Annotated in this window: 26 protein-coding genes; 21 read left to right on the top strand and 5 right to left on the bottom strand. The window is 40.1% G+C overall.

The features are described 5' to 3' along the window. Positions 1-2 precede the first annotated feature (2 nt). Positions 3-362, top strand: a complete 360-nt coding sequence (gene rplT, locus MKX97_RS10365) for a 50S ribosomal protein L20 (protein ID WP_009497644.1) — start codon at positions 3-5, stop codon at positions 360-362. A 76-nt stretch (positions 363-438) separates the two neighbouring features. Continuing rightward, complete coding sequence (locus tag MKX97_RS10360; protein WP_342535915.1) at positions 439-729, top strand: DUF1294 domain-containing protein; 291 nt, start codon at positions 439-441, stop codon at positions 727-729. Positions 730-766: 37 nt separating this feature from the next. Here the strand turns inward: MKX97_RS10360 and MKX97_RS10355 are convergent, their stop codons facing one another. Beyond that, a complete protein-coding gene (locus MKX97_RS10355) occupies positions 767-1,147 on the bottom strand; it encodes a hypothetical protein (protein WP_009497642.1) in 381 nt (126 codons plus the stop codon). 94 nt (positions 1,148-1,241) lie between these two features. Between MKX97_RS10355 and MKX97_RS10350 the strand changes: the two genes are divergently transcribed. The 5 genes from MKX97_RS10350 to MKX97_RS10330 all read left to right on the top strand — a co-directional run bounded on the left by MKX97_RS10350 (position 1,242) and on the right by MKX97_RS10330 (position 6,833). Next, entirely contained in the window at positions 1,242-1,727 is a 486-nt protein-coding gene (locus tag MKX97_RS10350; RefSeq protein ID WP_040759253.1) for a dUTP diphosphatase, read from the top strand. Positions 1,728-1,871: 144 nt separating this feature from the next. Continuing rightward, positions 1,872-2,360 (top strand): helix-turn-helix transcriptional regulator, encoded by a 489-nt coding sequence (locus tag MKX97_RS10345; RefSeq protein ID WP_050804681.1) that lies wholly within the window; start codon positions 1,872-1,874, stop codon positions 2,358-2,360. 124 nt (positions 2,361-2,484) lie between these two features. Continuing rightward, a complete protein-coding gene (locus MKX97_RS10340) occupies positions 2,485-3,468 on the top strand; it encodes a zinc-binding dehydrogenase (RefSeq protein WP_009497639.1) in 984 nt (327 codons plus the stop codon). A 33-nt stretch (positions 3,469-3,501) separates the two neighbouring features. Further along, the gene (locus MKX97_RS10335; RefSeq protein ID WP_143759372.1) at positions 3,502-5,181 is read left to right on the top strand and encodes a formate--tetrahydrofolate ligase; all 1,680 of its coding nucleotides are present in this window, start codon (positions 3,502-3,504) and stop codon (positions 5,179-5,181) included. Positions 5,182-5,354: 173 nt separating this feature from the next. After that, complete coding sequence (locus tag MKX97_RS10330; RefSeq protein ID WP_176132483.1) at positions 5,355-6,833, top strand: GGDEF domain-containing protein; 1,479 nt, start codon at positions 5,355-5,357, stop codon at positions 6,831-6,833. Between the two features lie 44 nt (positions 6,834-6,877). Here the strand turns inward: MKX97_RS10330 and MKX97_RS10325 are convergent, their stop codons facing one another. After that, positions 6,878-8,569 carry a M3 family oligoendopeptidase gene (locus tag MKX97_RS10325; protein WP_340759043.1) on the bottom strand — a complete coding sequence of 564 codons (1,692 nt, stop codon included), beginning with the start codon at positions 8,567-8,569 and terminating at the stop codon, positions 6,878-6,880. Positions 8,570-8,778: 209 nt separating this feature from the next. Between MKX97_RS10325 and MKX97_RS10320 the strand changes: the two genes are divergently transcribed. The 4 genes from MKX97_RS10320 to MKX97_RS10305 all read left to right on the top strand — a co-directional run bounded on the left by MKX97_RS10320 (position 8,779) and on the right by MKX97_RS10305 (position 11,232). Further along, the gene (locus MKX97_RS10320) at positions 8,779-9,066 is read left to right on the top strand and encodes a DUF6509 family protein (protein ID WP_009497635.1); all 288 of its coding nucleotides are present in this window, start codon (positions 8,779-8,781) and stop codon (positions 9,064-9,066) included. 107 nt (positions 9,067-9,173) lie between these two features. Continuing rightward, entirely contained in the window at positions 9,174-10,157 is a 984-nt protein-coding gene (locus tag MKX97_RS10315; protein WP_009497634.1) for an NAD(P)/FAD-dependent oxidoreductase, read from the top strand. A 143-nt stretch (positions 10,158-10,300) separates the two neighbouring features. Continuing rightward, positions 10,301-10,795 carry an LURP-one-related family protein gene (locus tag MKX97_RS10310; protein WP_342535914.1) on the top strand — a complete coding sequence of 165 codons (495 nt, stop codon included), beginning with the start codon at positions 10,301-10,303 and terminating at the stop codon, positions 10,793-10,795. 74 nt (positions 10,796-10,869) lie between these two features. Further along, positions 10,870-11,232, top strand: coding sequence for a DUF488 domain-containing protein (locus tag MKX97_RS10305; RefSeq protein WP_342535913.1), 363 nt, complete (start codon positions 10,870-10,872; stop codon positions 11,230-11,232). An 83-nt stretch (positions 11,233-11,315) separates the two neighbouring features. Here MKX97_RS10305 and MKX97_RS10300 read toward each other — a convergent pair whose 3' ends face one another. Then, on the bottom strand, positions 11,316-12,344 hold the full coding sequence (locus MKX97_RS10300; protein WP_342535912.1) for an NADP-dependent oxidoreductase: 1,029 nt from the start codon (positions 12,342-12,344) through the stop codon (positions 11,316-11,318). 633 nt (positions 12,345-12,977) lie between these two features. Here MKX97_RS10300 and MKX97_RS10295 point away from each other — a divergent pair. The 8 genes from MKX97_RS10295 to MKX97_RS10260 all read left to right on the top strand — a co-directional run bounded on the left by MKX97_RS10295 (position 12,978) and on the right by MKX97_RS10260 (position 21,015). Then, positions 12,978-13,790 (top strand): AraC family transcriptional regulator, encoded by an 813-nt coding sequence (locus MKX97_RS10295; protein WP_342535911.1) that lies wholly within the window; start codon positions 12,978-12,980, stop codon positions 13,788-13,790. 73 nt (positions 13,791-13,863) lie between these two features. Continuing rightward, positions 13,864-14,841, top strand: a complete 978-nt coding sequence (locus tag MKX97_RS10290; protein ID WP_342535910.1) for an ABC transporter substrate-binding protein — start codon at positions 13,864-13,866, stop codon at positions 14,839-14,841. 26 nt (positions 14,842-14,867) lie between these two features. Further along, entirely contained in the window at positions 14,868-15,875 is a 1,008-nt protein-coding gene (locus MKX97_RS10285) for an iron ABC transporter permease (protein ID WP_342535909.1), read from the top strand. Continuing rightward, on the top strand, positions 15,868-16,899 hold the full coding sequence (locus tag MKX97_RS10280; RefSeq protein ID WP_078816858.1) for an iron ABC transporter permease: 1,032 nt from the start codon (positions 15,868-15,870) through the stop codon (positions 16,897-16,899). Before MKX97_RS10285 ends, MKX97_RS10280 begins: the two co-directional genes overlap by 8 nt. A gap of 24 nt (positions 16,900-16,923) precedes the next feature. Further along, positions 16,924-17,682: an alpha/beta hydrolase-fold protein gene (locus MKX97_RS10275; protein WP_050804680.1), complete on the top strand. Its 759-nt coding sequence runs from the start codon at positions 16,924-16,926 to the stop codon at positions 17,680-17,682. A 10-nt stretch (positions 17,683-17,692) separates the two neighbouring features. Next, entirely contained in the window at positions 17,693-18,484 is a 792-nt protein-coding gene (locus tag MKX97_RS10270; RefSeq protein WP_139365942.1) for an ABC transporter ATP-binding protein, read from the top strand. 589 nt (positions 18,485-19,073) lie between these two features. Then, on the top strand, positions 19,074-19,475 hold the full coding sequence (locus MKX97_RS10265) for an Rrf2 family transcriptional regulator (RefSeq protein ID WP_040759242.1): 402 nt from the start codon (positions 19,074-19,076) through the stop codon (positions 19,473-19,475). Between the two features lie 34 nt (positions 19,476-19,509). Beyond that, on the top strand, positions 19,510-21,015 hold the full coding sequence (locus tag MKX97_RS10260; protein WP_078816856.1) for a bifunctional NAD(P)/FAD-dependent oxidoreductase/class I SAM-dependent methyltransferase: 1,506 nt from the start codon (positions 19,510-19,512) through the stop codon (positions 21,013-21,015). A gap of 462 nt (positions 21,016-21,477) precedes the next feature. On the opposite strand, the gene MKX97_RS10255 is transcribed toward MKX97_RS10260, so the two are convergent. Continuing rightward, positions 21,478-22,452, bottom strand: a complete 975-nt coding sequence (locus MKX97_RS10255; RefSeq protein WP_040759240.1) for a rhodanese-related sulfurtransferase — start codon at positions 22,450-22,452, stop codon at positions 21,478-21,480. A 378-nt stretch (positions 22,453-22,830) separates the two neighbouring features. On the opposite strand from MKX97_RS10255, the gene MKX97_RS10250 reads away from it, so the two are divergent. Beyond that, positions 22,831-24,201: a polysaccharide deacetylase family protein gene (locus MKX97_RS10250; protein ID WP_009497619.1), complete on the top strand. Its 1,371-nt coding sequence runs from the start codon at positions 22,831-22,833 to the stop codon at positions 24,199-24,201. A gap of 193 nt (positions 24,202-24,394) precedes the next feature. Continuing rightward, positions 24,395-25,207 (top strand): DUF368 domain-containing protein, encoded by an 813-nt coding sequence (locus tag MKX97_RS10245; RefSeq protein ID WP_040759238.1) that lies wholly within the window; start codon positions 24,395-24,397, stop codon positions 25,205-25,207. 56 nt (positions 25,208-25,263) lie between these two features. On the opposite strand, the gene MKX97_RS10240 is transcribed toward MKX97_RS10245, so the two are convergent. Then, a complete protein-coding gene (locus MKX97_RS10240; protein ID WP_171805924.1) occupies positions 25,264-26,763 on the bottom strand; it encodes a catalase in 1,500 nt (499 codons plus the stop codon). Positions 26,764-26,845: the final 82 nt, after the last annotated feature.

Raw genomic sequence — 26,845 nt, 5'->3', positions numbered from 1 at the left:
CTATGCCACGCGTAAAAGGTGGAACAGTCACGCGCAAGCGTCATAAACGAGTATTGAAATTAGCAAAAGGCTACTTTGGTTCAAAACATAGACTTTATAAGGTTGCTAACCAACAGGTAATGAAATCTTATAACTATGCATACCGTGACCGTCGTCAAAAGAAACGTGACTTCCGTAAACTATGGATCACACGTATCAATGCGGCTGCACGTATGAATGGCCTTTCATACAGCACATTAATGCACGGCTTGAAAGTAGCTGGCATCGATGTTAACCGTAAAATGCTTGCAGATCTTGCTGTTACAGATGCACAAGCATTTGCACAGCTTGCAGAAACTGCAAAAAAATCGGTTGCAAAATAAGATGAACTAAAAGCCGCTTTCGTTTTCATTCTTATATGGAAACGGAGCGGTTTTTCTATGTGAAGGAGTGGGTAAGTTGGTACAAACCCTGATGATTTATATGGCAATCCTTTCTATATGGGCATTTGCAGCTATGGGATTTGATAAAAAACAAGCACAAAAGAAAAAAAAGCGTATTCCAGAAAGGAATCTTTGGTTACTCGCACTACTAGGCGGCGGTGTCGGTGCCTACTTCGGCATGCAAATATTTCGTCATAAAACGAGAAAGACTGCTTTTCGAATCGGTTTTTTGTTATTCGCAATGTTAGACGCTGTAATCCTGCTTGCCGCGTCAGGTGTTAAATTGCCGACTTCTATTACCTTTTAAAAAAGGAATAGCCCATATGCGCTATTCCTTTAAAGAATTATGATTTCATTAACTGCTCGATAGGATTCTTCCAATTGATCTCGGCGTGTGGATAATTAGTTTTGACCTCGGATTCTAAAAAATAGAAGTCCTCCTTTGTCATCCCTTGCAGTTTAGACTCGTCCTTTACCCAGATGAAAATGGATATGACATCGAATGAATCTGTTGTCGTGCCTAAATACTTCTCGCCTTCAAATAATGCACCTTTATACGTGATGAAGAAATTTTTTCGGATATTTTTCACATCATCATAAAAATAGTATTGCTCTTTTTCATGCGCTTCATCCAGTTTCCGCTTAGCATCCGTCAAATAGCGAATACCTACATAAAATAAGTAAATGACAAGAGCTATAATGAACACGCGAATCAATAAAACCATGAAATCAACTCCTGAACACTATATAATACTTTACTATACGGATGAACAGGATATAAGGTTTCATTCTACAGCAAACTTTCGGGGGGATTTTGAAATGAAATTACACCAATTATTCGAAATGCAGAAAGCATTGGATGCATACATACAAGCAAACCACCAACAAGCCGAAACATTCAATGAAAGAGGATTGGCGTTATTGGTGGAATTGTCGGAGTTAGCGAATGAAACGAGATGTTTTAAATTTTGGAGCACGAAAGGTCCTTCCGCGGATGAAGTCGTTCTTGAAGAGTACGTGGACTCTATTCACTTCCTTCTTTCGTTAGGAATTGAAAAAGGGTTTGACGACTTGGATGAATGGCCTACGAGTGATGAACTAGAACGGGATCTAACTCAATTATTTTTACAAACAGGACAGTCCATCTACAAGTTTTTGGATGACTTGACGTTTGACAATTACAAAGATGTTTGGATGCGGTATGGGGCATTGGCCAAAACATTGGGCTTTACAGAACAGCAGATCATTCAAGCTTATATTGACAAAAATGAAGAAAATTATGCACGTCAAAGAAATGGCTATTGAGCTCTACTGCTATGTATTTGATATATCGCGGTTCAGATGATACGATTCTTTCGAGCCTTATATGAATTTCATATAAAATCAATTGACAAAAAGACCTTTTTATCAATAAAATAAATGAGTAGAGCTCAAATGGGGGGTATTTCGTTGAACGAATGGAGTAAAGATGACTTTGGATTGCGTTTGAAAGCACTTAGAGAGCGACGAGGGCTTTCGATGATGGCATTTGGTGCCGCAATCGGAACATCTGCTAGTCGAATAAAAGATTGGGAGCGCGGGAAAAATGCCCCATCCGCTGCCTGGATTGCCAAAATTTCAGAACGTTTTTCGGTGTCTACAGATGAATTGATCATGGGTGAAGTAACCTTTACTCCTTATATAAAAACGACAGGAAACACCGTCGAATCGCTGTATGATCGACTTCGCGAAACAATGAATGCAGAATCCTCTGGAAAATGGCCATCCGAAAGCGATGAGATGTATGCGGAAATCGATTCAACTAATAAAGAACGATACCGCAGTGGGAAAGGCCGACGCTTAGCCGAAAAAGAATTAATGGAACTGGTTATCAGACTGCCTAAAAAAGATGTACTTGAACTATTAGAATTAGCTAAATATAAAAGACGTAACATCTAACACAATGACTCGATTGTTCATTGTGTTTTTTTGTGTCTGAAATATGGAATAGAGTGAAGTATATGAAAACATTTAATAATACGTTATGATAGAAGCGTATATAAATGTGGGAAGGATGAGTTGAATGAAAGCTTTTGTACATGAGAATGGCAAATTGCAGTTTACTAATATCGCAGAACCTATGGCAGGTAAAGGAGAAGTGGTAGTCGCATTGAAAACTGCTGGTCTGAACCGCCGCGACACGAAAATTCCAATTCGGCGGGGAGATGCCAAAGAACCTCTAGTGCTAGGTTCTGATGGGGCGGGTATCATTGAGTCAATAGGTGAAGGTGTAACAAATTGGAGTGTCGGCGATAAAGTAATCATCAACCCATCGCTTCGTTGGTTTGAAAAAAGTGATGCGCCTTCAAAGGAGTTCGATATTCTAGGTATGCCGGATCACGGTACATTTGCTGAAAAAATTTGTCTTCCAGCAGACCAGTTAGAAAAGAAACCTTCTTATTTAACTTGGGAGGAGTCTGCTGTTATCGCACTTGCCGGCTTGACAGGTTACCGCGCACTGGTGACGAAAGGACAAATACAAAAGGGACAGACCGTATTTATTCCTGGCGCGGGGAGCGGCGTCGCAACATTTTTAATTCAGTTCGCTAAGAAGCTTGGAGCGCGTGTAATTGTCTCTTCTCGAAGCGAAGAGAAAAGACGTCAGGCAACTGAAATAGGTGCAGATCTGGCGATTAATACAAATAGTGACTGGCAAGCTGAACTGCAAGCTGAATGTGTGGATTTAGTAATAGAAAGTGTGGGAAGAGCGACATTTAATCGTTCCCTTGATGTCTTGAAACAAGGCGGCCGGATCGTTGTATTCGGAGCTACGACAGAGGATACAGTCGATCTTAATTTGCGGGAGTTCTTTTATGGTCAGTACACATTGCTTGGAACGACGATGGGCAGTCGTGAGGAATTACGTGAGATGTTATCATTTATTGAAACGCATCAAATTCATCCAGTTATTGATTCAGTTCTTCCGCTCGCAGAAACAAATGATGCATTTGCCAAGCTAGACGACAGTGTACAATTCGGTAAAATCGTTTTACAAATTATGCAATGAGACTATCCGAGAAATAGAAAGGCAGTGGGGGCAGTGGCGGAACAGGTGAAAACGCTGACGGATTTAGAAATTGCTTCAGAAGCAAAAATGCAGCCAATTGAAAAAATAGCGGAAAAAGCAGGAATACCTATAGATGCTCTTGAGTTATATGGGAAGTTCAAAGCGAAAATCAATGTGGATTTAATACCAAAAGAAACAAATCAAGCAAAGGTGGTCTTAGTCACAGCCACGAGTCCTACGCCGGCAGGAGAAGGGAAATCGACAGTGACGGTTGGTCTTGGTGATGCGCTTTCCCGCTTAGGTAAGAAAACGATGGTTGCTTTACGTGAACCTTCATTAGGTCCTGTAATGGGTGTCAAAGGAGGTGCCACTGGTGGCGGCTTCTCACAAGTAGTGCCGATGGAAGACATCAACCTTCATTTTACGGGAGATCTTCATGCAATCACAACTGTGAATAATGCACTGAGTGCGATGATTGATAATCATCTGCATCAAGGAAATTTGTTAAATATTGATCCGCGTCGTATAACATGGAAACGTGTTATGGATATGAATGACCGGGCTCTTCGCCATATAACTATTGGACTCGGCGGACCCGCTCAAGGAGTACCACGGGAAGAAGGGTTTGATATTACGGTTGCTTCTGAAATTATGGCTGTGTTCTGTTTGGCGACAGATTTGTCAGATCTCAAGGAGAGATTGGCACAGATCGTCATTGGCTACACGTATGAAAAAGAAGCTATAACAGTAAGGGACTTAGGGGTAGAAGGCGCACTTACTTTATTATTGAAAGATGCATTTAAACCCAATCTTGTCCAAACGATAGAAGGTACGCCAGCATTGATTCATGGAGGCCCTTTTGCAAATATTGCACACGGTTGTAATTCATTAATCGCGACAAACACTGCCCGTAATCTTGCAGACTTTGTGGTGACGGAAGCAGGGTTCGGTTCGGACTTAGGTGCGGAGAAGTTCATGGATATCAAAGCGCGGAAAGGGAATTTTCAGCCGGATGCAGTAGTCTTGGTGACGACAATCCGTGCGTTAAAAATGCAAGGCGGCGTAGCCAAGCAGGAATTGAAATCGGAAAATAGTTCTGCGGTTGAGCTAGGTTTAGTCAACTTAGAGAAGCATGTGGAAACGATTCGTGCATTCGGTGTTCAGCCAGTTGTTGCGTTGAATCATTTCATAGGAGATTCTGAAAGCGAACTTCAAAAAGTTCAACAATGGTGCAAGACAAATGCCGTAAAGATAGCTTTAACTAATGTCTGGCAAGACGGCGGGGCTGGTGGAGAGGAATTGGCGAAAGAAGTTCTCAAAGCATTAGATGAGCCAAATGAATTTGCCCCGATTTATGATGTGGAACAATCGGTCGAAGAGAAGGTGACCGCAATCGTCCAGAAAGTATATGGAGGATTAGGTGTTTTATTTACCGACCAAGCACTAAAAGATTTGGCTGAAATTCAGAAAAACGGCTGGGATTTACTGCCTGTCTGCATGGCGAAGACACAGTATTCCTTTTCGGATGATCCCAAAAAACTTGGTCGGCCTACTGATTTCATGATCACGATACGCAGTATTTTGCCGAAGCTTGGTGCTGGATTCCTCGTTTGTTTAACAGGTGACATCATGACAATGCCTGGTCTTCCAAAACAGCCAGCTGCGCTGAAAATGGATATAGATGAAGATGGCAAGGCAAAAGGCTTAATGTGAACATACTTAGAATGCAAGGAGTCTAATTAGGCTCTTTGCTCTTTTTTTTGTAAAGTAATGCATGCATTGTGACAAAAGACTGAAAAAAACCAAAATAAGGTCCCAATGGACTACTTTAATGATATAATATTTATAGAAGTTTATAACTATTGTTGAGGATGAGAGGTGATGGATTGGATAAGAATTTTCGCGGGAAATTAACAGTCATCCTCTTTTCATTCATGCTGTTTCTTTCACTCATTATCGTTGTGGCCGATTATCAGAAGCTGAAAAAGAATGTGCAAGCAAATCTGGAGACGAAAATTCAGAAGGCGGAAGATGAAATTATCACAAGTCTTTCCACTATTGATAAAGTCTATAACATACTAGACGTGGACCGTGCTGCGAATATGGAAGCGTATTCACTTAAACTGCTGGATCTGTATGAAGAAAATTCGGATTTTTCAACGTGGGATCTTGAGGCAATGGAAAAAGAAAGTGGAATGGATATTTTTATTATTAATTCTTCAAATGAAGTGATTGAGAGCAGTTACATAGAAGATATCGGTCTCAACTTTAATGAATGCTGCAAAAACTTTAGTACGTTATTGACAGAACGGCGTAAGCTTGGAGTTTTTTCTCATGATGCTCTGGATATTCAACAAAAAACAGGCGAATTCAAGAAATTTAGCTATATGCCGACTCCCGATGGAAAATTCTTAATTGAGCTAGCATATTACTTAGAGGATAAACTGGAATTCCAAGAATTTAATTTCAATGATACCACGGAGCGGTTGGAGCAGGAAAATGAGCAAATTAAATCGATCAACGTCTACACATCTTTCGGTTTACTGTTAGGTGACAGGAGAACGGATAGGGATGTAAGGGTGGCTGCATCTCGTGAAGAAGTCTTCAAAGAAGCTTTTAAGAAGTTCGAGAAAAGAGAACTAACTGTCGAGGAAAATGGGCAGACGTTAACTTATCGTTACATACCCTATAAAGCAGAGAAAGCGAAAGGACTTTCAACTAACCGTGTAGTGGAAATAGCATACTATGACGTCCCTTTCGCCAGTGTACTCGCATCATACAGAAATCAATTTATCTTTCAAATTATCGCGATTACAATCATTACCATTATTCTCTCGATTGTTCTGGCTCGAATGATTTCAAGACCAGTATATTTAGCCTTCCATGATGTGTTGACTGGATTAAAGAATCGCGCAGCGTTCGAAGATACGGCTGTAGAATGGTTACGCCAAAAAAAGGGACCTTTGCAATTTATGATTATCGATTTGGATAACTTTAAATTGGTGAATGATTCACTTGGCCACGGAGAAGGAGACAAGATTCTAATTCAAGCTGCAGAAATTATTGGAAAAGAAAGTGGGAAAGATCACTTGGCAGCTCGGATTGGCGGCGACGAATTTGTCGTACTGTTTTCTCGGCTAACAGAAGAGCAAGTGAGGGAGCGAGCGGAAAATATGTTAAAGACAATGCGTCAATCCTTTAGTTACTTGCAAAAAGAAGAAATACCCTTGTCAATCAGTATTGGGATTGCAATCGCTGATGAGAAAGATACCATGCATACCCTCTATCATAAAGCGGACCTCGCTTTATACCAATCAAAGAAAAAAGGAAAGGATCAGTATTCGCTATATAATTCCGCAGAATAATCAAAACCGGTCATCTCAAAGTGGGATGACCGGTTTGATTGGAATCAATTAAGATCGTTTACAGCTAACCAATTTCTGATTGAATCGGCAATAGATTGTACGGTGTCTTCTTCAAATGGAGACTGCAAGTGTGCTTCTTTGATGAGCTCCAAAAAGGATTTTGAACCACCAAGTTGGCAAAGATGTACATAATCTTTCCACGCGGAATCGAAATCTTCGATGGAACGTTGCCAGAATTGAAATGCGCAGATTTGAGCAAGCGTATAATCGATATAATAAAACGGCACTTCATAAATATGACCTTGTCGCTGCCAGAAGCCTCCTTGTTCTAAATACGGATGTCCATCATAGTCACGAGTCGGTAAATAGATATTTTCTAACTCTTTCCACACGGATTTTCGTTCACCAGGCGTCAGATCAGGCTGATCATAGATCCGGTGCTGAAATTCATCCACAGCTACTCCGTATGGTAAAAATAAGACACCTTCAAGTAAATGGGTATAACGATAGAGGTCGGCGTCCTTTTCAAAGAAAAGATCCATCCAAAACCAAGTGAAAAACTCCATACTCATCGAATGTATCTCTGCGCCTTCACTCGTGGGCCAAATATATTCGGGGATTCCAATATTTCGACTGGAATAAACTTGGAATGCATGGCCTGCTTCATGAGTTAAGACGTCGATATCACCGGAAGTACCATTGAAGTTGGAAAAGATAAAAGGAGAGTCATAGTTATCGATGAAGGTACAATAGCCGCCGGCCTCTTTTCCTTTCTTCGCCACAAGATCCAGCAGATTTTTTCGTTTCATATAATCAAAAAAGCGTCCTGTCTCGCGAGAAAGTTCTTGATACATCTTTTGCCCATTTTCAATAATCCACTCCGGCGACCCGCTTGGCTGCGGATTGCCTTCAGGAAAGTGTAACGGTTCATCATAGAACTTTAATTTAGGTACATGGATTCGATTTGCCTGCCCATGACGAATTTCTGCAGCTAAGGGAACAATTGCCTCTCTAATTTGCTTTCTGAAACCTTCTACCATCTTTGCATCGTAGCCTATCCGATCCATCCGGACGTAACCAAGCTCTGTGAAATTCTTGTAACCAAGCGTCGTTGCTATTTTATGACGCACTGCAACGAGCTGATCGAAAAGGTCATCGAATTGATCCGCATGTGCAGCGAAGAAATCGGCTGACGCTTGCATAGCGTCTTTTCTTATCGAACGATCAAGCGACTCTTTATAAGGTCCGAGCTGAGCGAGAGTTAACGTCTCGCCTTGAAATTCTATTTGCGCTGAAGCGACAAGCTTCGCGTACTCAGAGATCAGTTTATTTTCTTGTTGCAAGAAAGGCTGTACCTCATCGGAGTATGAGCGGATTGCGTTTTCTGCTAAAGCGAACAATTGGGGTCCCCATTTAGCCTCGAGATCTCCACGGAATGGTGTAGTGAGCAATGCTTTATAATACTCGCTCTGCAACGCTTGGAATTGAGGTCCGATTTCATCAAAAACATCTCGCTCTTGCTGATAAAAAGAGTCGTTCGTATCGATGGAAGAGCGGATATACATGATGTTTTCCTGTGTACTATAGTTCCTTGTGATCGTATTAATCTGCTCAATAATGGCGGATTGATCTTCGAATGAAGAGGCTTGTTGAAAATTTTCAAGAAGTGCATGGAATTGCTTTGAAAGTTCATTCATGTCTGGTCGGGTATACTTATAATCTTCAAAGGTAAGCATATAATTCCTCCTAATTCGTCTTAACGCAGTCTATCCATTCATTTTCGAGCAACTATTCATGAAAAGCAAACTTTTTATCAGAATTCATGGTCTTAAATTGCCCCCTACATGTAAAATGATGTAGGATAGAGGAAGCACTAAAGTGAACAGCGCTGAAATGCCCCAAGTGGTTGGCGATACTTTAAAGAGCGGGAAGAAGGAGAAGTTGTATGAACATAGTAAACGGCAAGGTAGAAGAATTGGTGGATCCGACAGGCATTATAGAAGGACAGAGGTTTGAGTTCCTTTTGACGGTCAAATTGGATGAAGAAGATGAGCTATACAATGAGAATGGCACGGGACTGCGTATTCTATATTCTGTAAAAGACGATCAACGCAAAATGTTAACATATCAATTTTATGAACTGGCTACCGAAATTCCATTTGACGTAGAATGGGACGAAGAAGAACAAGCAGCAGCAGAACAGTATTGCCTGGCTCATTTTCCTGAAATGTAAAACAAAATAGATGTAACTCTCTAAGAAATAGTAGATAATATAGTAGGAATACGTGTTGTAGATCTCAAGAGTATTATACTAAAGAATTGTTTATAGGAGTGTTTTTCATGAATCAAGAAATAGTAGATATTACGATTATCGGCGGAGGACCGACTGGATTGTTTTCATCGTTCTATGCAGGTATGCGTGAAATGTCTGTGAAAATTATCGATAGCCTGCCGCAGCTGGGCGGACAATTGATCGAGCTATATCCTGATAAATATATTTACGACGTCGGCGGCTTCCCTAAAATCTTGGCAAAGGATTTAGTGGCGAACTTAGTCACACAAGCGCATCATGCGAATCCGGAAGTTTTATTAGGTGAGGCTGCATTGTCTGTAGAGAAAAAAGACGATCATTTTGTTCTGACTACAGATAAAGGACAGCATCTGACACGTACGATTTTATTAACTGCCGGAATCGGTGCATTCCAACCGCGTAAAATCGGTTTAAAGGAAGAAGCTCTTTTTGAAAACAAAACATTGCACTACGGCATTAAGGACCTTTCCATGTTCAAGGACCAGAACATCCTTGTATGTGGGGGAGGAGACTCTGCACTTGACTGGGCGTTGATGCTGGAAAATATCGCAAGCCAAGTCACGCTCGTTCACCGAAGAGAGCGATTTACGGCGCATGAAACAAGTGTTAATCAGCTGCGCAATTCAACGGTGAATGTTTTGACATCCCATACGGTAAGTGAAATTCATGGTGATGGCGATAAAATCGAGAAGTTGACCTTAACAGAAAAAGGCGGCGACACGAAAGAATTCGAAGTGGATCATGTGGTCGTCAACTATGGTAATATTTCTTCACTTGGGCCATTGAAGGAGTGGGGCTTGGAGATGGAGCGCAACTCGATCGTAGTCAACTCTCGAATGGAAACCAATATTGAAGGTATCTATGCAGCCGGAGATGTTACAACGTATGACGGCAAAGTGAAATTGATTGCTGTCGGTATGGGTGAAGCACCAGTTGCTATCAGCCACGCGAAAGCTTTTATCGATCCGAAAGCTAAGCTGCAGCCATTACACAGTACTAGTGTATTTGGTTGATCTGAAAATAAAATTCATACCCTATAGGAAGCCTCAGCCGGGCTTTCTATAGGGTATTTTATTGTTCGTGCATAGATTCAAATGAAACTTTTTTTGAAAAATTTGCGTATGTGAAGGTGCATTTAAATAGGAGGGAGAGTTAAATGAAACAACTATACATTAAACAAAAGGTGTTCAGTATGAGCGGCAAGTTTACAGTAAAGGATCAGACCGAGAAAGATGTCTATTATGTAGAAGGCAGTTTTATGAAGGTCCCTAAGACTTATTCAATCAAAAATTCTGAAATGAATGAGGTAGCACTGATTACGAAAAAAAGATTCAGTTTCATGCCGACTTTTTTTGTTGAGACTGAGAATCGAGAAATGGTAACGATCAAGAAGCAATTCACATTCTTGAAAGCAAAATATACTATTGATGCGGCAGGACTTGAAGTGCGGGGAAACTGGTGGGATATGAATTTTGAGGTTTTGCAAAATGGGGAAGTTATTGGTGCTGTAGATAAGGAATGGTTCACGTGGGGGGATAGCTATCAAATAGAAATTATGAAGGAAGAAATGGAAATCCTACTTGTTGCTCTTGTCATAGCTATTGATTGTGCTAAGGCTGATCAGGCAGCTGCTTCCAGTGGGAGTGTTTGAGTTCAAGTCTTTCTTCATACTCAGATGTTGCATTTCCGGACCACCAAGGAAATTGGAAAATGGGAGGAGAAAATATGTCTGTTCAGATAAAACGAGTATATGATAAGGCTGAAAAAGCGGATGGGATACGGGTTTTGGTAGATCGTCTATGGCCGCGGGGAGTCAGCAAAGAGGATGCTAAGCTGGATGACTGGTTAAAAGAAGTGGGACCGAGCAAAGAACTTCGTGAGTGGTTTAGCCATGATCCTGAAAAGTTTGATGAATTCAAAAGGAAATACAAAGAAGAGTTGAAAAATAATAAAGTACAAACAGAAGAATTGAACAAATTGATCAACCGGAGCAAGGAGCATGATGAACAATTGACGCTTGTATTTGGGTCGAAGGATGAAAAACATAACCAGGCAATCGTTCTTAAAGAACTATTGGACCACCAATGAAATGCATGAAAAATACGTTAAAAGCAGTCTGAATACCCTGCTTGGAGAAAACTCCATACAGGGTATTCGTTAACCATATAGTATTAAAGCTTTGTTATTTCAGGATCTGCAACTTTTACAAGTTGTTTCCCAAGGTTTGTTCCTTCGAAAAGACCTAAGAACGCATTTGGGATATTTTCAAAACCCTCAACGATCGTTTCGTTATATTTCAATTTTCCTTCCGCAAGCCATTTACCTAAATCAGCAGCAGCAGTTCCAAAGTCTGCTGAATAATCCCCGACAGTGAACCCTTTCATTAATGCACTTGTTTTGATCATAGCTGATTGAAGGCGAGGGCCGACGTCCTGACCTTCTTTATTATAAGACGAAATCGCTCCGCATAAAGGGATACGCGCATGTTTATTCAACAAACGAAATACCACGTCTGTTACTTCGCCGCCTACATTATCAAAATAAATATCGACGCCATCGGAAGCAGCATTTTCCAAGTCTTGATGAAAACTGTCATTTTTATAATTCACTGCCTCGTCGAAACCAAGTTCACTTTTCAGATAATCAACCTTCTCATCCGAACCTGCGATCCCCACTACTTTGGCTCCTTTCATTTTGGCGATTTGACCAACGATGGAACCAACTGCTCCTGCAGCACCTGACACAACAACGGTTTCGCCTTTTTGCGGCTTTCCGATATCTAATAATCCAAAATACGCTGTAAGGCCAGGCATGCCAAGGATTCCCAAATGTGTAGTGATTGGGGCAATGGATGGATCTATTTTTCGTATATCTTTCTCCATTGCTGCAGTGTACTCCGCCCAGTTTAGATTGCCTACAACGACATCACCTGGCTGGAAAGCATCTGAATTTGACTTCGACACTTCACCTACCACACCGCCAACAATCACCTCATCGAGCTTAAAAGGCGGGATATAAGATTTTGTATCTTGCATCCGTCCTCGCATGTATGGATCTACCGATACATATAAAGTTCTGATCAGTACTTCTTTATTATTAAGTGTAGGAATAGGACGCTCTACAAAATTAAAGTCTTCCATAGTAGGCAAACCAGTTGGACGTTTTGCTAAGTAAATTTCTTGTTGTGTTGCTTGAGTCATTAATAAGTCCTCCCATTATGTTCGGTTATAGGTATTAAACATGCTATACCCTGTTAATAAACTTACTAATAGTAAGTTTATATTCAACCTTACTATTAGTAAGTAATCATGTCAATTATAAGGCCGTTTTCTGTGAATATCGGCTGTAAGTTAGCAGTTGAAATACAGGGAGGTGTTTCATTTGATTAACTAACAGGAAAATGGGGGAGCTAGAAGAGAAATATTAAGCCGAAATACTGCTGATCGTAGTCTTGTTGTCTGCATTCATAGTGTATAATATATTTTTTAATCTACTGATTTTTAATAAGAAAATAAGGAGCCATCCGAGTCATTTTCACCTGACTTTACGGATGGCTCTTGTTTTTTATGTTTATTAAAATAAATGGACTTTTTACATACGATGGATTAAATAATTCAAAAACTCTTCTTATTATTCCATTTACATTAATTCAAAATTTGTTATCATATTAATTGATAATGATTATCAGTATCAAGTGAAAAGGAGGGATTAACAACACAATGATAATAGCATTATTTTAGAAGGTCGAGTAATAGTATGAAAAATGAAAAAAAGGACGAGATTATTTATTTGCATCCTATATGAATTCGTCCTTTCTAATAAGAAGGGGTTAGATGACAAATTCTGAACATTTGGTAGCACTATATGGAACTGCTCCGCTCACATTTTTAGATATTGTTACACAAAAAATGGCGGAGAAAGATTCAATTCGATCCTTTACTTCGAATGTCGGGGCAGGGGGACTGCTATTCCCTATAGATGGATCGGCTGTTTTTACGATTGAAAATGTAGAGTACATGTTGGAGAGAGGGAAAATCTTGCATGTAGGACCCAATTTAGCGATAGAAAGCCAAATAACAAGCGATCGTCCTTTTGAGTATGCAGTAATTCACTTCAAACTTTCATGTGACATATCAGACCAATTTCCACTTTTTTATAAACATTTCCTGCTCCAGACGAATGAAAGTATCAAACTAGCTAAGAAAGTCCAACAACTTCAGCAAAACTTTTTGATTCCAGGGGCTTTGTCCTATTTACAGTCTAAAGTGTTGTTTTTGAAGATCTTAGAAGAGCTCATCATAATAACTGAAAAAAAACGCTCAGACAGGATCGACGATATGAGTGCCATCATCGAATATATGCATCAGTTTTATGAGCAGGGGATCAGCGTATTGGATATCGCAAATCATTTCAATACAGAGAGAAGAAAGCTGTCGTCCTTATTTTTCAAACAAATAGGGGTGAGTCCCACAAGTTATTTAACAGATTTGAGAATTCAACAAGCAAAATTATTATTGCGTACCTCTGATTTGCCAATAGCTGAAGTTGCTGAGAATACGGGCTATAAAGACCATTTTTATTTCAGTAGAGTCTTTAAAAAAGAGACGGGCTTTTCACCAACTGGTTATAGAAAGCATATGGGTTGAGGATAAATTTCACAATAGTAATGATAAATATGAAGGTCTTACATCAAAAATAGAAAAAAGGAGAAATTGCCAAATGAAAACCAAAGTACAACTATTTATCTTATCACTAGTAGCATTGTTCGCGTTAGCTGCTTGTAGCACCCAAGAGAAAGTTGAGGCAGATACAGAAAAGGAAGCAAAAACAGCAACAAGTGAGGCGAATACTAGTGAATCGGAGACGCGTGCTATTACATATTTAGGAGAAACATATACGGTTCCCAGTAAAGTGGAGCGTCTTGTAATTACGGGTGCAATGGAAGCGATGGAAGACGCTACAGCTTTAGAAGTAGAACCTGTTGGAGCCATAACGATTGCTGGTGAGTTCGCGGAAATGTTTAAAACGGCAATGGGCCAAGCTGAGTCAATTGGAGAAAAACAGCAGCCCAATTTCGAAAAAATCGTCCAATTAAAGCCAGATGTTATTTTAGGGTCAACTAAATTTTCTGAAGAAGTAGTAAGTAAGTTAGAGCAAATTGCACCGACTATCTTAGTTTCACATATTTCCTCCAGTTGGGAAGACAATCTCATGTTGATGGGGGAGTTGAGTGGAAAAGAGGAAAAAGCTCAAACGCTATTAAGTGACTATAAGGAAAGTGTCAAAACAATAAAGCCTTCTTTAGCTGAGGATTTCAAAGACCAAACAGTTGTGGCCATGCGTGTTCGCGGGGGCAAAATGTTCGTCTATCCAGAAGATGTCTTTTTCAATCCTGTTTTGTATGAAGAACTAGGATTGGAGATTCCTGAGACGATTAAGAAAGCTAAAGCACAAGAGGAACTATCAGTTGAACAACTTGCAGAAATGAATCCAGATCATATTTTCATGCAAGTACAACAAACTGGAACGCAAGAGAATGAACAAGCCTTCGAACATTTGAAGAAAAATCCGATTATCCAAAATATCAAAGCGTTTAAAGAAGATCAAGTCTACGTAAACGTCGTTGATTCGCTCCTTGAAGGAGGAACTGTTTTTAGTAAGAGTGCATTTGTGAATGAATTACAGAAAAACTATTAATTCTAATGAAAATAGGAGCTATTTGTATGTCGAAGATACGAAATAAACCTACCCTATTACTGATCGTCATACCGCCAGCCTTAATCGTTACAATGATTTGTTCTGTTATGTATGGGGCGACAACTTATGACGTATCAACTGTTTGGAGAGCTATGTCTCATGCAGATTTTTCAAACATGGATCATCTGATCATACGAAATTCTCGAATTCCAAGAGTGGTGGGTGCACTTCTTGTAGGGTTATTTATTGCTATCTCGGGAGCGTTAATGCAGGGGATGACAAGGAACTTTCTTGCATCTCCTAGCATTATGGGCGTTTCAGATGGGTCTATCTTCGTGATTACGTTAAGTATGATATTTATGCCGAATGCCACGCCGTTAACATTGATCCTCTATTCATTTGTCGGATCTATTCTAGGGCTTCTATTTGTATTCGGTGTCGCTAATTTGATTCCAAATGGGTTATCACCGATTTCCTTAGCGATTATCGGTACAATTCTTGGCATGTTCCTAAACGGAGTGTCGCAAGCGCTCGCTACATATTTTCAAGTCTCACAAAATATTAGTTATTGGTACAATTCTCGCCTGCATGAAATCGATCCAATTATTATTAAATGGTCAATACCGTTTGCACTCATTGGACTCATCATCGCATGGATTGTCAGTAAATCCATCACGGCTATTTCCTTAGGAGATGAAGTCGCACAAGGATTGGGAATCGACCTTCTTAAAATTAAACTTCTGACCATATTGAGTGTTGCGCTCTTAACTGGAATCTCCGTAGCGATGGTTGGGAAAATTACATTCATCGGTTTAATCATTCCGCATATCGCTCGATTTTTAGTCGGCGAAGATTATAAGCGAATTATTTTTTTCGCTGGAGTTTTAGGCGCATTTTTCTTAGCTTGGGCAGATATTGCCAGCAGATTGATCAACCCGCCTTTCGAAACCCCTGTAGGTGTGATGACTGCTTTAGTCGGTGTTCCTTTCTTCCTTTATCTAATACGAATAAAGGGAGGGAAACAACATGCGTAGACGCGCGGCATCAAGACGTTTTACCACTGTTTTCTTTCTTGGTTTAGTGTTAGTGCTACTGGTCATGTACATGAGCTTGGCAACTGGAATTATTCAATTGACTCATTTTGAGATCATCCGCACTCTGTTTGGACTAAATGAAAATCTGGATGATCAACTTGTGATTTATGAATTTCGCATCCCGCGTATTATTATTGCTGCCTTTGTAGGTTGCGCTTTAGGTATAGTCGGTGCTGTCTTGCAAGGTCTTACAAAAAATCAATTAGCGGATCCCGGTATTTTAGGGATACAAGCTGCTGTCGGTTTTTCAGTAGTTTGCTATATGTTTATTGTACAAAGTAATGTCGTCGGCATGAGCGGGCAGTCTATCTTCAGTATGTCGTTATTTGGTTGGCTGGGCGGGGTTCTCGCTGCTATATTCCTCTTTATGTTCTCTAGAAACCATGGAGAGCTCGATCCAAAAAGATTGATATTGGTAGGAATTGCCATAAATGCTGGATTTGGTGCGCTTACACTTTTCGTTTCATTAAAGATGAACCCACAAGATTTTGAAATGGCTACGGTCTGGCTGTCAGGAAGTATTTACAGCGCATCATGGGAACAGATCTATTCAATCATCCCATGGTTGCTCATCGTGGTACCTTTTCTCATATGGAATTCGCGTACATTGAATTTGCTGCAATTAGATGAAGTATCAATGGTTGGTCTTGGATTACGGGCAAATAGAGTTCGGCTCCTTTTTCTTTTGGGGGCAGTAGGTTTAATCAGTTCCAGTGTCATCGTTTCAGGGAGTATTAGCTTTGTTGGCTTGATTGCACCTCATATATCAAGACGCTTGGTAGGCATCCATTATCAATATGTCATGCCGATCAGTGGGGTGGTCGGAGTTCTGTTAGTAGTAATTGGGGATTGGATAGGGCGAACGATTTTCTCGCCTGCAGAGTTGCCTGTAGGTATTGTCATTTCCATAATCGGAGTTCCATACTTTGTATATTTATTGATGCGTTCAACGAGATCGATGTAGTGAATTGATAAGGAGGTGATGGGGATGCAAGGAAATATTCAAAAGATATTTCGGCACCCTTTAGCGGGACATTTTTATAAAATAACTGTGTCGGTTCCAAATGAAGAAGTGCCTGCAACAGGCTTTCCGGTATTGTATATTCTAGATGGCAATGCTTATGGAACTATGTGCGAAGAAATATTGAAGCTGCAGTGGCGGAGGGCTGAAAAAACCTATATTTCTCCAATGATTATCGTGAGCATTGGATATGAGCTAGACGAAGTATTTCCCGCCTTGCGTGTATACGATTTTACTCCTTCTTATCCCGCTAGTTCATTGCCTGATAAACCAGATGGTACTTCATGGCCGGCACATGGCGGAGCAAAAGAATTTTTAGATTTATTGGAAGAAGAGATTCAACCATTTGTTACCAAGCAGGTACCTGTTGATTTAAATAACCAAATTTTATTCGGCCATTCATTAGGCGGGTTGTTTGTTTTATATGTGCTATTTGAACGACCTGAACTGTTTAGAAATTATTTATGTTGCAGTCCGTCTATCTGGTGGAATGATCGAGAAATTTTAATTCATGAACGAAAAACCTGTCTTTTTCCAAATAAAAAATTGTACATTGCAGCGGAAAAGGTAGAAAAAGGGGATATGTTCGAAAATAGCCTAATGCTTTATCAGAGATTAAAAGCTCATCATCCTGATTTTGTTTCTTTTACCTCTCCAGTTGGAGAAAACCATATGTCCATAGTTCCCGCGATATTCAGCGAAGCAATGCGCTTTTTTTATAAATAACATAGAGGTGATAAAAATGATAGGGATCGACCACATTCGAGTAGGGTATGGCGAGCAATTAATCATCAGCGATCTTAGTGTCAACATACCCAGTGGAGAAATCACTACAATTATTGGACCAAATGGCTGTGGGAAATCTACCTTGCTTAAGACGATTGCCCGGATTTTAAAAGTACAGCAAGGAGCGGTTTATATCGATGGGAAATCGGTACACGAAACGTCTTCCAAAGAAATAGCGAAGAAGTTGGCGGTTTTGCCACAAACAGCTGCAGCGCCAGGAGGTTTGACAGTTCAGGAGTTAATTACATATGGGAGATTTCCGCACCAAAACTATTTTGCAAAGACTACGTCAGAAGATAAAAAGATGGTGGAATGGGCATTAAAAAGCACTAATTTAGAGCAGCTTGCTGATCGTCCGATTGAAGCATTGTCTGGCGGTCAAAGGCAAAGAGTGTGGATTGCGATGGCGTTAGCACAAGATACAGATATCTTAATCTTAGACGAACCAACCACATATTTAGATATGGCGCATCAGTTAGATGTATTGGAGCTATTAAAAGAATTAAATAGCGAAGAAAATAAAACGATTGTGATGGTCCTTCATGATGTAAATCATGCCTCAAGGTTTTCGCAGTTTTTGATTGCTATGCGAGATGGAAAAGTTGTAACAGAAGGAAAAGTCTCAGAAGTCATGACTGCCCACTACTTAAATGAAATTTTTGATATTCACCCATTTTTCGCGAAATGCCCTATTAGCGGAAATCCAATATGCCTTTCTTATGAAAAAACAAAGGTAGGTTGAATTTCAAAGATTAAAATGGAGGGAAAGCTACAAACAATTCAGTTCGGTTATAACCATAATTAAAGAAAAGAATGTTTAAGCGATTTATGAAGAGTATAAGGTCTGGATAAGATTGTGAATAAGAAAAAAGGAAGTGTTTATGTTAATAATGGATTCCGTTGCCTATCGCAAAACTAGAATTTACACTCAAAAATGCAAATAAAAATATATATTTAAAAGCACCATATAGTTTAGGTATATTTCTTCATAAGCTAGCTTTAATAACAACCATATTAATAAAAAGAAGCAGCCAATTCGCAGTTATATTAACTGCGAATTGGAGGGGTAACTCAGATAATGTAATCGAAAACTGAACTACGTTAAAATTAGGGCATTTAATCTTTGACTTTTTTCGAGATATTCTATTTTGGGAAAATGCCGCTGTTTTAATTGATCATTAGTATGTACAGTCGCATGCCTAATTTGCCGAATATCTGAAAAAAAGATTTATAAATCTCCAAATTGACTTCCTTTACGTATAGTGATAAGCTAATCCATATTAGGGATATTAGGAGTCTCTAATATCCCTTTTAGGATAAGGAGGATATGTATGAGGTATTCAAACGCCACAAACTACGCCCTGCACACAATGGTCCACTTAATGCTGCAGCCTAGGGAGAACCTGGTGGGAGTGCAGGAATTAGCTGAAATGCAACATCTTTCCCCGACGTACCTTTCTAAGATATTAACCAAACTTACGAAAGCTGGTTTGGTCGAGTCGACACCAGGAGCGAAGGGAGGCTATAAAATCTCCAGAACAAAACATGAAATATCCTTTTTAGATGTTATTAATGCGACTGAAGGAGATAATAGCTTATTCGACTGCTCCATTCATCATGAAGGCTGCCTGATTGAGAAAGTCATGTGGCAGGCAGAAGAAAATATGAAAAGTGAATTGAAATCAAAGCTTTTGATTGATATTGCTAAAGAGGCAGAATCCAAACAGGAATAACGAAAAAGTTAATTTATTTAAAGGAGTGGACAAAATGATATTAGACTGCGCTGTGATTGGCGGAGGACCGGCTGGGCTGAATGCTGCATTAGTTCTTGGAAGATCAAGACGTAAAACGATTCTGTTCGATGACAATAAACCAAGAAATGCGGTAACCTCCGAGTCCCACGGGTTTATCACAAGGGACGGTATACATCCGCAGGAATTCAAAAGAGTTGCCCAGGAAGAATTAAGCAGATATCCAGACGTGAGGATTGAAAAGCAACGGGTGTATCGTATAAATAAAGAAAACACTTTTTTCCAGGTGGAGACAGAAAATGGGGAAGTATACAGCGCGAAAAAGATCATTCTCGCAACCGGTTTTAAAGAAGTCCTTCCAGATATCCCAAGGGTGGAAGAGTTCTATGGCAAAAGCCTGTTCAGCTGTCCTTTCTGTGATGGCTGGGAATTAAGAGATCGTCCGCTAGCAGTGATTGCAAATGATCAAAAAGCTTTTCATATGGCGAAACTGGTGTCCAACTGGACGAACGATTTAATTATTTTTACCAATGGCAATAAAATACTATCGCTGGAAGAACAAGAATTACTCAAACGCTACGGAATCAGTATTAATGAAAAGAAGATCGCCACTTTCATTGGCGAAAACCGGATGCTGAAAAAAATTCAACTTGAAGATGGTACAAAAGTGCTCCGTGAAGGAGGGTTTATATCTGCGGAATGGAAACAGGCTGCTTCTTTTGATTCTACACTTAAATATACATTAAACGAGCATGGTGGAATTGAAACCGACAGCTGGCAACGCACGAATACGGAAGGGGTGTTTGCTTGTGGAGATACGCGAATTTCCGGTCCCTCCCAATTAATTATTGGAGCGGCAGAAGGTAGTATGGCTGCCATATCTGTGATTACAGCACTGACAGAAGAAAAATTTAACCAGGATAAACAGCCGCTTAAAAGGAGAATATATATGCATCACCCGCATGGTAAGAATAGCAAAGAAAAAGTATCATACTTGGAAAGCCCAGAACGAAGAAAGGAATTTTCCCCGGAACAGTTGCTGAACATGATACCTTTAAAAGAAACGGACAGCATCTTGGACTTTGGCGCCGGAACCGGTTATTTTTCCATCCCGGTGGCGAAGAGGACCACGGGAAAAGTATACGCACTAGATATCGATGCTGCAATGCTGGCAATAATAAAAGAGAAATCCTTGAAGGAACAGCTTTCGAATATTGTCCCGGTGCAAGGAAGTATGGAGGAACTACCTTCACCTGAAGGCACTATCGATATGATTATTGCTTCTCTGATATTGCATGAAATTCAGCCGCTGGGACCATTGTTACAGCAAATGAGAAATGTACTGAAAAAAGAAGGCCATCTAATCTGTCTAGAACTTGAACCAAAAGGAAGTTCCGATAAAGGACCAAGAATTACCTTGGAAGGAATGGAGCGAGAAATGAAGGAAGCAGGATTCCAGGTAACAGAGAAATATTTTCCATCGGAATCTCTATACATGCTCGTTGCACAGAGAAGGGATTAATCGATTATTTTTTTGTTTTATTAAAGATATTAGGTATCTTTAAAGACTTCAATTCATTCTTCACATAACATGTAGTTGACGAGCTAGTTTCCTTTTTCGAGGCAAACAGGGCAGGAATGATATATAGGCACTGAGGCTAACGTAGTTGTCCAATGCCCATTTTCTTTTGTGGTTCCTTCTAATCATTCATAGTGTGACAAATCAATGATTTTTTTGATAAACTGATGTAGCAAGTGGCAGAACCTCGTGTTTGTTTCGACAACTTTCACAATAACGGATTTGCCATTTGTTTTCATTTCATCGTCTTATCTGTCGACTACACTTCGCGGTGATGAACCAATATGGCTCCTAGTTAAGCAGGTGTTTTGGTGAAGAGCCGAGAAGCCGTTAATAAAAAAGTCGCTGTCAATAGAAAAACAGCCAACTCCACTTTAGGAAGTTGGCTGTTGTCTATTCAATCAATCATGAAACTGTCTCTTCTAAACGTAACGCTTCAATTTTAGCTAAGCGATCGTTAAACTCCTCAACCGTTAAATCGTGTTCCACGAAATAACGATTGCGTGGATGTACACGACATTCATCTGAACAGCTACGCATATAGACATGTTCATTCTCTTCAGAACATAAGATTTTCGCATTACACTCCGGGTTCGCACAATTCACATAGCGTTCGCATGGTGTGCCGTCAAAATGATCACGGCCAACGACTACATGCTCCACTTGATTGATCGGAACTGCGATACGCTCATCAAATACATAACACTGACCATCCCAAAGCTGTCCTTTTGCAACAGGATCCTTACCATACGAAACAATACCGCCATGTAAATGCGCTACGTCCTCAAAGCCCTCTCGTTTCAACCAGCCAGTAAATTTCTCGCATCGGATACCGCCTGTACAATAAGCCAATATTTTCTTACCTTCTAGTTGCTCTTTATTTTCTAGAACCCACTCAGGTAGATCACGGAAGTTTTCGATATCTGGACGGATTGCTCCGCGAAAATGGCCTAAGTCATACTCGTAATCGTTACGGGCATCCAGAACAACTGTGTTTTCGTCTTGCATCTGCTCTAGAAATTGTTCAGGCTCCAAATACTCACCAGTTAACTCTAAAGGATTGACATCTTCAGGTAAGCTGAGATTAACAATTTCGGGTCGGTGTCGTACGTGCATTTTTTTGAATGCGTGACCGTCTGTTTCATCGATTTTGAACCAAATATCAGCGAAACGCGGATCAGCTTTCATATGTTCCATGTACGCGTCAGTTTGTTCAATTGTCCCTGAACATGTTCCGTTAATACCTTCTTCACCAACTAGGATTCGTCCCTTTAGTCCAGTTTCCTTACAGAATGCCAGGTGTTCAGCAGCGAATTCCTCAGGATTTTCCACGTGGACGTACTTGTAAAACAACAATACTCGATATTCATTCTTTTCCATTTTAATTACCGCCTTCTGTTTTCTCTTTGCAATAGATAACAGCCGAGATCGGTGTGTATCAAAGGAGATGGTAAGTTCCCCTTACACCCGGATTTGCAAGATTCGGGCCTTGGATATTATACCATAAATCCGATTTCAGGAAAAGTATATCTTCAGGGGATTGCCCAATCTACTTAATGAAAAAATATTGAGAGATTCTATCAAATTCTTGTTTAGTTATAAATTTATTGTATACTAATAAATAGACATACTTTTTTAGTTTTCGCTATAAATCTACCATAGCTGACTGCATACAGAAGAGATTTGTCCGATCAAACTGAATAAAGCAATTTTAGGTAGTTTCAAAGATTAAGAAATATCGAAAAAAGGAGTCTTTCTATGAAGTTCAAAAAGAGAAAACGCCGTTCGCTATGGATCGATGTTGCGTTTTCAAGTGCAATCATGGCAATGACAGCCATTGCATTACTGTTAATATTTAACACATCTGACCGGTCGACAAATGCATCTCCAAATAAATCAAAAAAAGAGACGAAGCCGGAAATATTGGTCGACTCAAGCGACTCAAATTTTCCAGGCGTAAAAATTGTCACTGAAACTACCAATGATCCAAATAATCCGTTTGCAATCCAGTACCCTCAAACCGAGTTTACAGATTTTAATGACGAGATATTGGAGTACATAGATCAATGGAAAACACGTTATTTGAAATCTGATTCGGATAAAAACAGTACAACACCAAAAGAATTGAATATTTCATTTGAAACAGTACAGCATAAGTCAGGGAACTACTCATTCGTTATGCTGACAACAATTTCAACGAGTGAAAGTGATAGCCAGACAGAGATTCGTACATTCCATATCCAGCCAGAAACAGGTAAAGGAATTAAGATGACGGACTTGGTTGGTGGAGACGTTGAAAAACTAAAACGGATTGCTAAAGTAGTTCGTGATCATATTTATCAAAATCCTGAATTCAAAGACATACTCCTAGCGGAAAATGTCTGGACGCCGACGGAACCTTTATGGAAAAATTATCGTAATTTTTCTTTGACTGACGACAAAATCATTTTTTATTATGATGCAGGCGTTGTTACGGAAGAGTCAGCAGGCCCGGCAATTGTGGAAGTCCCCTTAGAAAAGTTAAATCCATTTTTAGCTGAAGAGTATCAAGTGGAGGTCGCTGAAAAGTCTGAGGGCAAAAAAGTCGCACTCACATTTGACGACGGTCCTGATCCGAAATCCACTGTAAGAATTCTTGAGACACTGAAGAAATACGATGCAAAAGCGACGTTTTTCATGTTAGGAAGCCGCGTTGAATATTATCCGGAAATTGCACAGCAGGTTGCCGAAGCTGGTCACGAACTAGGCAACCATTCATGGAACCATCCTTCGTTAACAAAAGTACCGGATAAAAAGCTCTATGACGAAGTACAGGGGACTACGGATATCATTCAAGAAGTAATCGGACAACCCGCAACTGTTTTCAGACCACCATATGGCGCAGTCGATGATCGTGTGCGAGCTATTACAAATTTACCTGTAGTAATGTGGGATGTTGACACCTTGGACTGGAAACATCACAATCCTCAAAAACTATTAGCAATAGTGAAAGCTCATACGCGTGATGGGAGCATTATTTTGATGCATGACATCCATAAAGCAACAGCAGATGGTTTGGAATCCGTTATGGCTTACTTGCAATCTCAAGGTTATTCATTTGTAACCGTTTCTGAATTAGAAAATTACTAATTTAAAGTTGTTTCATTGTTTTACTTCTAACAATGGAACAACTTTTGTTTTGTACTAGTCCTATTTAGTAGAGGATGGACATACAGTAAGAATATCAGTCCAAATGAGCATTAAAGAAAAATGGTGTCATGTTATTAACAGTTGACTGCGTGATATACTGTATGGAATGAATTTTATTGGAGGAACAATACGCATGGAGTGGAAAAATTTATATCGAGGGTTTTTAATGGGAATCAGTGATTTGATCCCAGGTGTGAGTGGTGGAACAATTGCTTTCATATTAGGAATATATGATCGATTGCTTATCTCGATAAGCGGATTTTTCAGCAGAGAGTGGAAAAAGCATATTGGATTCTTGCTTCCACTTGGCATTGGGATGGGTGCGACCATTATCTTATTCAGTAAAGTAATTTCTTATTTATTGAAGCATTATCATGAACCTACTCAATATTTCTTCTTAGGGTTGATCGTAGGCGTAATTCCGTTTGTTTCCAAGCAGGCAGGATTGAGAAAAAGTTTTAAGTTTCACCATATAATATTAATGTTAGTTGTGGCAGCAGGACTTGCCTCTACCATATTTATTAAGCCGGCGGATCCTAGTCTCATCACACATCTGACAGGAAAGACAGCGGTTATATTATTTTTTTCCGGATGGGCAGGAAGTATGGCCATGTTGTTGCCAGGTGTGAGCGGATCTTTTGTGCTATTGCTGCTTGGCGTCTACACGACTGTTATTACAGCAATTTCAGACTTTAATATTCCGATTATTTTAGTTACAGGTGTCGGAATCGCTGTTGGATTTGTGGTGAGCAGTAAACTTATTCGCATGTTGTTGACTCATTTCCATACCGGAATGTTTGCGGTCATCCTAGGTCTCATTATTGGTTCCATTTTTGTTATTTTCCCGGGAATCCCTGAAAGTGGCACGCCATTTGTCATGAGTGTGGTCGCCATTATTACAGGATTAATCATCGCTAATATTTTGAATGGCGTAGGAGAAAAATAATGTTCAGACAAAAGCGCTTGGAGAATGAACTCCAAGCGCTTTTATATGTTTTATTCTTAGACGAGTGTTGTAGTATTTTCAATGTCTACATCTGCCATTGGAATGTCCAATGCTTTTGCGACACCTTCACCATATCTCGGATCTGCTAAATAACAGTGGCGGATATGCTTGATTTTGATTTCTTTAGGAGCATCTCCCATATTACGAGCAGTATTGTTGAATAAGCGTTCTTGTTCTTCACTGCTTAATAGATTGAATAATTTTCCTGGCTGTGTGAAGTAGTCATCGTCATCCTCACGGAAATTCCAATGATCTGCATCGCCATGAATTTTAAGTGGTGGTTCTTTGAAATCAGGTTGTTCTTGCCACTCGCCGTAGCTGTTTGGTTCATAATGCATTGTAGCACCGTGGTTCCCGTCAACACGCATTGCGCCGTCGCGATGGAAACTATGGAATGGACATTTTGGTGCGTTGACTGGAATTTGATGATGATTGACGCCTAGACGGTAGCGCTGCGCGTCACCATAAGAGAATAGGCGGCCTTGCAACATTTTGTCAGGAGAGAAACCGATGCCTGGGACGATTGCAGCTGGTGTGAACGCGGCTTGTTCCACTTCCGCAAAATAGTTATCTGGGTTACGGTTTAGCTCAAATTCTCCAACTTCAATTAAAGGGAAGTCCTTTTTATACCAAACTTTTGTCAAATCGAAAGGGTTGTATGGCATTTCCATCGCTTGCTCTTCCGTCATGACCTGGATATACATTTTCCATTTCGGGAAGTTTCCATTATCGATATTGGACAGTAAGTCACGCTGAGCACTCTCACGGTCAGTAGCAATTGTTGCAGCAGACTCTTCATCAGTTAAGTTTGCAATCCCTTGTTGAGAACGGAAATGAAACTTCACCCAATGACGTTCATTGTTCGCATTAATCATGCTGTATGTGTGGCTGCCGAAACCATGCATTTCACGATACGATCTTGGTATACCACGGTCGCTCATGATGATAGTGATTTGGTGAAGCGCTTCAGGCAGGGAAGTCCAGAAATCCCAGTTGTTTTTCGGGCTTCTTAGATTCGTCCGCGGGTCTCGTTTAACGGCGTGGTTCAAATCTGGGAATTGCAATGGGTCACGGAAAAAGAATACCGGTGTATTATTGCCGACTAAATCCCAGTTACCTTCCTCCGTATAGAATTTTAATGCAAATCCTCGAATATCTCTCTCCGCATCCGCTGCTCCGCGTTCACCAGCAACAGTTGAAAAACGTGCGAACATCTCAGTCTGTTTACCAATCTCTGAAAACAGCTTAGCTTTCGTATATTGCGTAATATCATGCGTGACAGTAAATGTACCGTAAGCTCCTGAACCTTTCGCGTGCATGCGTCGCTCAGGAATAACTTCGCGGTCAAAATGTGCTAACTTTTCCAATAACCAAACGTCCTGCAGCAAAAGCGGACCTCTTGAACCTGCAGACATAGAGTTTTGGTTATCAACTACAGGAGCACCAGCTGCTGTAGTAAGCTTTCTTCTTTGAGAATCGTTCTCGTTAATTGACATATAAAATTCCTCCCAATCAGTTCTTTTGTTATCTACAATTACCATTATAGCAGAGCATTTATTAAAAGAAAAGAGTTATTTA

Source organism: Sporosarcina sp. FSL K6-3508 (assembly GCF_038615825.1).
Taxonomy (GTDB): domain Bacteria; phylum Bacillota; class Bacilli; order Bacillales_A; family Planococcaceae; genus Sporosarcina; species Sporosarcina newyorkensis.
Note: the sequence above shows the minus strand (reverse complement) of the source record. Positions and strands in the feature narration are given on the sequence as shown.

Excerpts from the sequence above, each read along its gene's own strand:
- rplT (WP_009497644.1), top strand. The coding sequence starts at position 3 with ATGCCACGCGTAAAAGGTGGAACAGTCACGCGCAAGCGTCATAAACGA.
- MKX97_RS10355 (WP_009497642.1), bottom strand. The coding sequence starts at position 1,147 with ATGGTTTTATTGATTCGCGTGTTCATTATAGCTCTTGTCATTTACTTA.
- MKX97_RS10350 (WP_040759253.1), top strand. The coding sequence starts at position 1,242 with ATGAAATTACACCAATTATTCGAAATGCAGAAAGCATTGGATGCATAC.
- MKX97_RS10340 (WP_009497639.1), top strand. The coding sequence starts at position 2,485 with ATGAAAGCTTTTGTACATGAGAATGGCAAATTGCAGTTTACTAATATC.
- MKX97_RS10325 (WP_340759043.1), bottom strand. The coding sequence starts at position 8,569 with ATGCTTACCTTTGAAGATTATAAGTATACCCGACCAGACATGAATGAA.
- MKX97_RS10320 (WP_009497635.1), top strand. The coding sequence starts at position 8,779 with ATGAACATAGTAAACGGCAAGGTAGAAGAATTGGTGGATCCGACAGGC.
- MKX97_RS10315 (WP_009497634.1), top strand. The coding sequence starts at position 9,174 with ATGAATCAAGAAATAGTAGATATTACGATTATCGGCGGAGGACCGACT.
- MKX97_RS10310 (WP_342535914.1), top strand. The coding sequence starts at position 10,301 with ATGAAACAACTATACATTAAACAAAAGGTGTTCAGTATGAGCGGCAAG.
- MKX97_RS10305 (WP_342535913.1), top strand. The coding sequence starts at position 10,870 with ATGTCTGTTCAGATAAAACGAGTATATGATAAGGCTGAAAAAGCGGAT.
- MKX97_RS10300 (WP_342535912.1), bottom strand. The coding sequence starts at position 12,344 with ATGACTCAAGCAACACAACAAGAAATTTACTTAGCAAAACGTCCAACT.
- MKX97_RS10295 (WP_342535911.1), top strand. The coding sequence starts at position 12,978 with ATGACAAATTCTGAACATTTGGTAGCACTATATGGAACTGCTCCGCTC.
- MKX97_RS10290 (WP_342535910.1), top strand. The coding sequence starts at position 13,864 with ATGAAAACCAAAGTACAACTATTTATCTTATCACTAGTAGCATTGTTC.
- MKX97_RS10285 (WP_342535909.1), top strand. The coding sequence starts at position 14,868 with ATGTCGAAGATACGAAATAAACCTACCCTATTACTGATCGTCATACCG.
- MKX97_RS10280 (WP_078816858.1), top strand. The coding sequence starts at position 15,868 with ATGCGTAGACGCGCGGCATCAAGACGTTTTACCACTGTTTTCTTTCTT.
- MKX97_RS10275 (WP_050804680.1), top strand. The coding sequence starts at position 16,924 with ATGCAAGGAAATATTCAAAAGATATTTCGGCACCCTTTAGCGGGACAT.
- MKX97_RS10265 (WP_040759242.1), top strand. The coding sequence starts at position 19,074 with ATGAGGTATTCAAACGCCACAAACTACGCCCTGCACACAATGGTCCAC.
- MKX97_RS10260 (WP_078816856.1), top strand. The coding sequence starts at position 19,510 with ATGATATTAGACTGCGCTGTGATTGGCGGAGGACCGGCTGGGCTGAAT.
- MKX97_RS10255 (WP_040759240.1), bottom strand. The coding sequence starts at position 22,452 with ATGGAAAAGAATGAATATCGAGTATTGTTGTTTTACAAGTACGTCCAC.
- MKX97_RS10250 (WP_009497619.1), top strand. The coding sequence starts at position 22,831 with ATGAAGTTCAAAAAGAGAAAACGCCGTTCGCTATGGATCGATGTTGCG.
- MKX97_RS10245 (WP_040759238.1), top strand. The coding sequence starts at position 24,395 with ATGGAGTGGAAAAATTTATATCGAGGGTTTTTAATGGGAATCAGTGAT.
- MKX97_RS10240 (WP_171805924.1), bottom strand. The coding sequence starts at position 26,763 with ATGTCAATTAACGAGAACGATTCTCAAAGAAGAAAGCTTACTACAGCA.